Source organism: Paenibacillus sp. GCM10027628, assembly GCF_042676385.1.
Taxonomy (GTDB): Bacteria; Bacillota; Bacilli; order Paenibacillales; family NBRC-103111; genus Paenibacillus_E.
In genome coordinates, this window is the sequence record NZ_JBHTHA010000009.1 from 260,770 (window position 1) to 267,793 (window position 7,024).

At 48.0% G+C, this 7,024-nt stretch carries 8 protein-coding genes; 5 read left to right on the forward strand and 3 right to left on the reverse strand.

Annotated features, from left to right (window positions below):
- Positions 1-31 precede the first annotated feature (31 nt).
- Positions 32-706 carry a response regulator transcription factor gene (locus tag ACFQZT_RS11080; RefSeq protein WP_379299599.1) on the forward strand — a complete coding sequence of 225 codons (675 nt, stop codon included), beginning with the start codon at positions 32-34 and terminating at the stop codon, positions 704-706.
- A 121-nt stretch (positions 707-827) separates the two neighbouring features.
- Here the strand turns inward: ACFQZT_RS11080 and ACFQZT_RS11085 are convergent, their stop codons facing one another.
- The 3 genes from ACFQZT_RS11085 to ACFQZT_RS11095 form a co-directional block, all read right to left on the reverse strand.
- Positions 828-1,838 carry a metallophosphoesterase family protein gene (locus ACFQZT_RS11085; protein ID WP_379299601.1) on the reverse strand — a complete coding sequence of 337 codons (1,011 nt, stop codon included), beginning with the start codon at positions 1,836-1,838 and terminating at the stop codon, positions 828-830.
- An 83-nt stretch (positions 1,839-1,921) separates the two neighbouring features.
- Positions 1,922-2,212, reverse strand: a complete 291-nt coding sequence (locus tag ACFQZT_RS11090; protein WP_379299603.1) for a Rieske (2Fe-2S) protein — start codon at positions 2,210-2,212, stop codon at positions 1,922-1,924.
- A gap of 131 nt (positions 2,213-2,343) precedes the next feature.
- Positions 2,344-3,777 carry an ABC transporter substrate-binding protein gene (locus ACFQZT_RS11095; protein WP_379299605.1) on the reverse strand — a complete coding sequence of 478 codons (1,434 nt, stop codon included), beginning with the start codon at positions 3,775-3,777 and terminating at the stop codon, positions 2,344-2,346.
- A gap of 205 nt (positions 3,778-3,982) precedes the next feature.
- On the opposite strand from ACFQZT_RS11095, the gene ACFQZT_RS11100 reads away from it, so the two are divergent.
- From ACFQZT_RS11100 to ACFQZT_RS11115, 4 genes are read left to right on the forward strand one after another with little or no spacing between them, the layout of a single operon-like run.
- The gene (locus ACFQZT_RS11100; protein ID WP_379299607.1) at positions 3,983-4,351 is read left to right on the forward strand and encodes a GntR family transcriptional regulator; all 369 of its coding nucleotides are present in this window, start codon (positions 3,983-3,985) and stop codon (positions 4,349-4,351) included.
- Positions 4,351-5,244 carry an ABC transporter ATP-binding protein gene (locus ACFQZT_RS11105; protein WP_379299609.1) on the forward strand — a complete coding sequence of 298 codons (894 nt, stop codon included), beginning with the start codon at positions 4,351-4,353 and terminating at the stop codon, positions 5,242-5,244. Before ACFQZT_RS11100 ends, ACFQZT_RS11105 begins: the two co-directional genes overlap by 1 nt.
- Entirely contained in the window at positions 5,244-5,927 is a 684-nt protein-coding gene (locus tag ACFQZT_RS11110) for a hypothetical protein (protein WP_379299611.1), read from the forward strand. The genes ACFQZT_RS11105 and ACFQZT_RS11110 overlap by 1 nt, the downstream gene beginning before the upstream one ends.
- A 25-nt stretch (positions 5,928-5,952) precedes the next feature.
- Entirely contained in the window at positions 5,953-6,381 is a 429-nt protein-coding gene (locus ACFQZT_RS11115; protein WP_379299613.1) for a hypothetical protein, read from the forward strand.
- Positions 6,382-7,024 lie beyond the last annotated feature (643 nt).

Below are 7,024 nucleotides of genomic sequence, written 5' to 3' on the forward strand. Positions count from 1 at the left end.
TTATCTTAGCTAAGAAGAGGTGTTTCCTTACATGGTACGTGTTCTCATCATTGACGAGGAGGGTCCCATTCGACATATGCTCCGGTATACGCTGCAAAGGGAAGGATTTGAAGTGTTAAGTATGACGGGGGGCAGCGAGGCACTAATGACATTGAATCGTACGCAGGTGGAGTTGGTTATCCTTGACGTGACGATTCCTCACCTGGATGGTTGGCAGCTAACCCAAAGTCTGCGTAAAGATACCAGCTCGCCGATTCTCCTCATTGGAGCCAGAGAGGATCATACGGACGTTGTTCGGGGTTTTCAACTTGGCGCCGATGATTACTTGGTCAAACCTTTTCATCCCGAAGAGCTGGTCATGCGCGTGAGAGCGCTGTTGAAGCGCTACGGTGTTGCTGCCTATACGCAAATAAAGCTCGGCGATTTTATGATCGATCGTGCCATGCACGAGGTCAGAGTACAAGGACAAACCCTCATCTTACCGCTTAAAGAGTTTCAACTGCTGTTCACGATGGCCAGTCATCCGAATCAAATCCTGTCGAGAAGCCAGCTCATTGAACAAGTTTGGGGAGTTAATTATGAGGGAGGCGAACGAACCGTAGACGTACACATCAAAAGACTCCGAAGCAAGCTCAGCGCTTGTACGGAAGGTATCCGTTTCACGACCGTTCGTGGACTTGGCTATCGTCTGGACGTCGTTTGTTAATGTCACTAAAGATGTGAAAATGCTGCCAGTTCAAGGGCAATATTAGCCCTGTCTGGCAGCATTTTTCTTTTTCTTCGGACCGGCTTGCAAGTTCATAACCGGGAGAGGGAACGATAAAGGTTTATTTCACATCGTAGTCCTTCACGATGGACGGTTCGATCCAGCGCCTCTCGGAGTGCTCGCGGCGGCGGATCGTTACGTGGCCGGGGTAGACGTCCACGATCAGACTCTGGCTGATCGAGCGCGTCTCGGGCTCGTTGCGGGCGTTCCACACCTGGCGGATGGAGGCGCTGGAAGCGGCAAGGAATTTCAGCTGTTTCACCTGGCTGGTCGTCTCCAGATTCCAGTGCGTGTGCCCGCTGAACAAAATGACATTCGGATGCGCGTCCAGCAGCGCCCGAAGTTCTTTGTGCTGGACGACGCCCAGCTCGCGGTCCGTTCCATCCAGTGTATTCGGCAGCGGCTGATGGAGGAACACAAATACAGGCTTGCCGGTATCCGTGGTCGCGGACACATCCAGCCGCTCCTTCAGCCAGGCAAGCTGCTCCGGCGAGAGGAACGCATCTTCGTTCACCGAAGCGTTTACATCCCGGTAGGCTTCCCCGCTGAGGAAAAGGAAGCGATAACCCTGTATGATCAGCTCGTGATAAGGCTTCTCGTATTGAAACATGCGGTCAAATAACGCAATGGCCTGCCCGCTCGACCAGTTCGGATTCAGCTTCGATGTGTCCATACCGCCTTCCGGCGTGTGCCACACGCCGTAGTAATCATGATTGCCCATCGTTGCATGGATGGGCGCATGAGGCTGCTTGCCGAGCAGCCCCAGCAAGCTGCGGTAGTCCGCCTCGACCCCGTCCGTGAGGTCGCCGTTGAGCACGAGCAGCTTGCTGTCCGGACGCAGCGCATGATGGTCGGTCAGCGCATCGCGCAGCCGTTTTTGCGCTTCTCCGTCCCAAGATGTGATATGCACATCGCTTAGGACGGAGAAGGAGAATAACGGGACTTCCGCAGCCTCCTTGGTTGCGGAAAGCGCTTCTTTATAAGGCAGCAGGGTCAACAGCAAGCCGATCAACAAGATGCGAAGCAAGAATGGCAGCATTTTCGTGTATTCCCACCTTTTCACATGATGCATTAGTATGCATCGGAGCGAGGGGAGGTATACCTCGAAAAATCAGACCCAGCCTTTCCTAGAGCGAGAATCGGAGCGCAATCGGTTTATGGCAGTTGGACAAACAGTCTGCCCTCTCGCTGGATAACATCATGCATCATTAAACGGGCGCTAGGCACATTATGACACCTTCCGGTATGAACTTCGAACGTCCAGCCGTGCATAGGACAAACGAATTCTCCGTCTTCAAGATCTACGGTATCGCCGGCATGCGGGCACCTGCGGGAGACGAGTTTATAACCATCCTCTTCGATGAGAAAGAACGGTTTGCGCTCCACTTCAATCTCTGCGGGGAGTTTGGCAAACTGCTCTATGAATCCAAGATCGATTTCCTTCATAAGATGAACTCCTTCTCTAAATGGTTATGGTTCGCTCCATTATACTTTACAGCATTAATTTTTAACCACCTATGACATTTTCAATATTATGAAAAGCAAAACCTTCCCCAAAACGGGAAAGGTCTTTAAATCTACTTTTGTTCGGCTGCCTTCCTTGCATCGTCTTCCTGCTTGGCCTTCAGTAAAGCTTCTTGCCCCTTCTCCTGGATGGTCTTCAGGGCGTCATCAGCTGATTTTTTGCCATCCATAACGGCTTGAATTTCTTGATTAGCTAACGTGCTGAACGGTTGATAGAAACCGCCCGGCAGTTTTTCAAAGCCTTTATAAATGTTGTTTGGATTAGGCTTGAGCAGATAGAAGGGCTCCAGGTTATGTCCATCTTTCTCTTTGGCGTAAGTGGTTCGGGTTTGCAAATTTTGCGACGATTTGGACATGACTCTGGCGAATTCATCGCCGTTGATATATTTCACGAATTCCCAGGCTGCTCGCGTATTCGGCGATTGCGCGTTGATTCCGAACAATTGGGAAACGGAAACGCTATTCGAAAAGTCGGGGTTTTGCGGATCGACCGGAACGGTTACAATGTCCCAATTGACGGGCTTTACATCTTTTAAGCGATCTTTGACTTCTTGCAAGTTTTGCATCATATAATTGCCGTCAATCGTCATAGCCACTTTGCCCATGGCGAACAAATTCTCTTTGAGATAATCTTCATACATGCGCGGCGCATTGTTATCTGCATTTTGACTTTTCGGATTATACAGCGCCCCGGATTTTAAGGAATCGACCGTAAGCTGAAGCGCTTTTTTCCAGGCGTCTGTTTGAATGGTCAGCTTCATCTGATCCGGATCGAAATAAGAAAGGCCCAGCGTCGTGCCAATGCTGCTCATATACTGGTACCCGACCCCGTCCCGCATGTAGGAATATGCGGAAAAACCGTAAATCCGCTGGTCGCCTTGACCGTCAGTCGGAAAACGTTTGGCGAGATTGATAACATCCTCCCAGCTCATTTTATTTTTGGGAAGCTCCACGCCATATTGTTCAAACAGATCCTTATTATAGTAAAGAGCTTGGCTGTAGAACTCCGGAGCAAGTCCGTATAGCTTGCCATCGCCTTTGGCTTTGATGGATTCGAGTGTAGATGGGAGAAGGTTCTCCACATCGAATTTATCCTGCTTGATGACATCGTCTAACGCATATAAAATTCCTTTTTGTACAAACTTCTCAAGTTGGTCGCTGCCATTCACGAGGAGAACGTCCGGTTTTTCTTCTTCGATCAGTTTCTCCAGCGCCTGTTCCGGATCCTTGCCAGGTCCATAAATGCCCTGATTGGAGACAACTTCCACGTCTATATTCGGATTTTTCGCCATAAACAGATTGCCATACTGCTGGTAGAACGAATTTTTATCGTAATACATGACTTTGATTGTCGCCTTTTCATCTTTACCCAGCTTCTTCAAGGATCCTCCTTCTCCAGGCGTACCACTGGTTTTCCCCGCAATGTTACAACCTGCAAGCGCAGCTGTAACCATAATCGCAGAGATCGTACACATCCACCGCTTCATTTCCAATCCCTCCACTTTGTCTCTTTTTCCAAAAATAGTCATATTTCCTTTTCTATCATACACGTCTAGCAGACGAACTACAAATTCTACCAATTTTAGTAGAGTGGAAGAAATTTTTAAAAACGAAATCAGCCCATTGACTTTTACGTTCTATGCTTATATAGTTAATTACATGAGTAACTAACCGATGTGGTGGTGATGGAAAATGGGACTAATGATGGACGACAGCCGCCCGATATTTGTGCAAATTGCGGAACGCATTGAGGATGACATTATTGAAGCCAGGATGCCGGAGGAATCGCAGGTGCCTTCAACGAATCAGTTTGCTTCTTTTTATCAGATCAATCCGGCGACGGCGGCAAAGGGCGTTAATTTGCTTGTGGATCAAGGTATTTTGTATAAGAAGCGGGGGATCGGCATGTTTGTTGCAGCGGGGGCCAGGGTGAAATTGATGGAGAAACGGAAAGAGCAGTTTTACGAGCAGTACGTGGTGACGATGGTGAAGGAAGCTGAGAAGCTGGGCATCACGGTAGCGCAATTGACCGAAATGATTCAGAGAGGGGATAAAATGTGATGACGAGCATCGTCGAGGTAAATGGGCTAACCAAAACGTACGGCAAGGTGGTAGCCGTGGAAGACGTTAGTTTCCGGATCGAAGCGGACAAAATTTATGGGCTGCTCGGCAGGAACGGCGCCGGCAAAACGACCATTATGCATATGATTACGGCACAGTTATTTCCCACAAGCGGTGAACTGAAGGTGTTTGGTGAAGCGCCTTATGAGAATAACCGTGTCCTCAGTCAAGTTTGTTTTATAAAAGAAAGCCAAAAATACCCGGATAGCTTCCATGTTGTGGATGTGCTGGAGGTCGCTAAATCCCTTTACCCCAACTGGGACGATGAGTACGCGTATGCATTGATTGAAGATTTCCGGCTTCCTTTGAAAAGAAAGATGAAGAAGCTGTCCAGAGGTATGCTGTCCTCGGTTGGCATTGTTGTCGGTCTTGCGAGCCGCGCACCGCTTACAATCTTCGATGAACCTTATCTGGGGCTGGATGCCGTAGCCAGAAGCTTATTTTACGATCGGTTGCTGGAAGATTACGCGGAGCATCCGCGTACCGTGATATTATCCACGCATTTGATCGACGAAGTCAGCCGCCTTCTGGAGCACATTCTAGTCATCGATAACGGCAAGCTCATTATGAATGAAGATGCGGAAGCGCTGCGGGGTCGTGCTTGTACCGTCGCTGGAATGGCGAGTGCAGTAGATGCGTTTACCGAAGGGAAAGAGGTGCTGGAACGCACGCCATTCGGCGCATTGGTTTCGGCAACGGTATTGGGAGACCTGGATGAGGTAGACAGGAAAGATGCCCAGGAACTTGGACTTGAGCTGGCTCCGGTATCTCTACAACAGCTGATCGTCTATTTGACGCGCAAAAGCACCGAAAGAAAGGCGGCTGAACGTTAATGAATCGAATCCAAAGTGTAATGAAGATGCATTTTCGGGACAAAACCATGTGGATCATTACCCCGTGGTATATCATCGCAGCAAGCTTCATCATCAATCTGATTCTGGGTTACATGATCAATGAAAAAGAGTCTTTCCAAACGGGCTCGATTGTCTCTATCTTTATCTATACGTTCATTATCGGCACTGTCACTTTAAAAGAAACATTTCCGTTTGCGCTGGGCTTGAGCGTACGGCGTACGGACTACTTTGTTGGAACGGTTGCAACGGCCGTCGCTGTCAACGCCATCTCGAGTCTTGCACTCATCTTGTTATCCGTGATTGAAAAAGCAACGAATGGCTGGGGTGTTCGCTTGCATTACTTCCAACTGGAATTTTTGAAAGGTTTTTCGCTGGTTGGCGTACTAGGGATTTACTTGATTTTTCTGTTGCATCTATACTTCCTGGGGCTTGCGATATCGAGCTTGCATCGACGTTTTGGCCGCAATGGCATGTATGCTTTTTTCACTGCAGTTTTCCTGATCGGTATTATTAGTTCGTTTCTAATCACGCACTTTCAGTATTGGACATATATCTCCAAATGGTTCGTACACCATTATATGGATCTGTTCTGGTGGCAGATTCCCGCGATTGTTTGTTACTTGATCGTATCCTATGCGCTGCTGCGTAAAGCGGAGGCCTAAAGAAAACAAATAGGAGGAGTTATGTATGGATAAATTGGAGAAGCATGACGGATTTGACCCTGTGATCGAGATGTCGCTAAAGCGAGTAACGCTGCTTCAAATCTTGTTCCTAGGATTAAGTGTCGTGCTTGGATTGGTAGCATTTATCTTGCAGCAACAATTGGATGGAGCTGTCTGGAGCCGGATCATCGGGCTGTTAGTGATGTCGACGCTCTATCTCATATTCGGCTATCAATTGCGCAGAGGGAAGAGCTGGGCGTATCGCCGCGTGCGGTTGATCTCATTGATCGGCGCCGTGGGGATCGTGCTCCTTGTCACAATGCCCGGACCGTTTCCTACGTGGATACGCGTCGAGCAATCGCTGCAAGGACTGGTACTGCTCGCTGTAGCTTGGATCCTCACTCGCCCGCACATCAGGGCGCGTTTTGCCAAGCAGCCGAAGGCGGTGAACTGATTAATAGAAGTGATCGAATAGAGGGTTCTCTCTGTTCGATCGCTTTTTTTGTTTTACGGTTAATCATGGATACTGGGTCCACTTTTTTCGAACAAAATAAAGAGCGAGTTAGAGCTTTGAAGCATCTGAAGGGGAAGAGTCCCCGGAATAAGGGGCTAGCCACCATGAAATTGCAAATGTACATCAAGAAAACAGCAAGTGCGTCGCTTTAAAAGTGTTTTTTGAGGCTGTCGATTAACTGTTCATACCTTCGGAAATCTGCGGGAAACCACAAAATGTATGCGAAAAATCATACAAAATGAGCGGCGCACACATCGAATCAGTCGATTCTATTCGAAATTTCATACACAAAACGCGATTTGGGCCCTGATTCTGTAAATGAATACGAAAAATCATATACATTCTCTGCATGTTTCCGTTCACGTCAATACTATCCCCAATAAATCGACAGCCTCTTTTTTTAGGGGAAATGAAGTCGTATATCTACCGATGTTTTGTTTACTTGCAGATGAGGAAAAAAGCGGTTTTGTTATGTTGAGCTAAGCTAGAAAGATGTTTATTATCGTTGCAGACGTGTGTGGTTGTTGCAGTCGTGTCTCTAAACATTCCTGTTAATGCTAAGAAATTGCCTTAGACAAAAAAG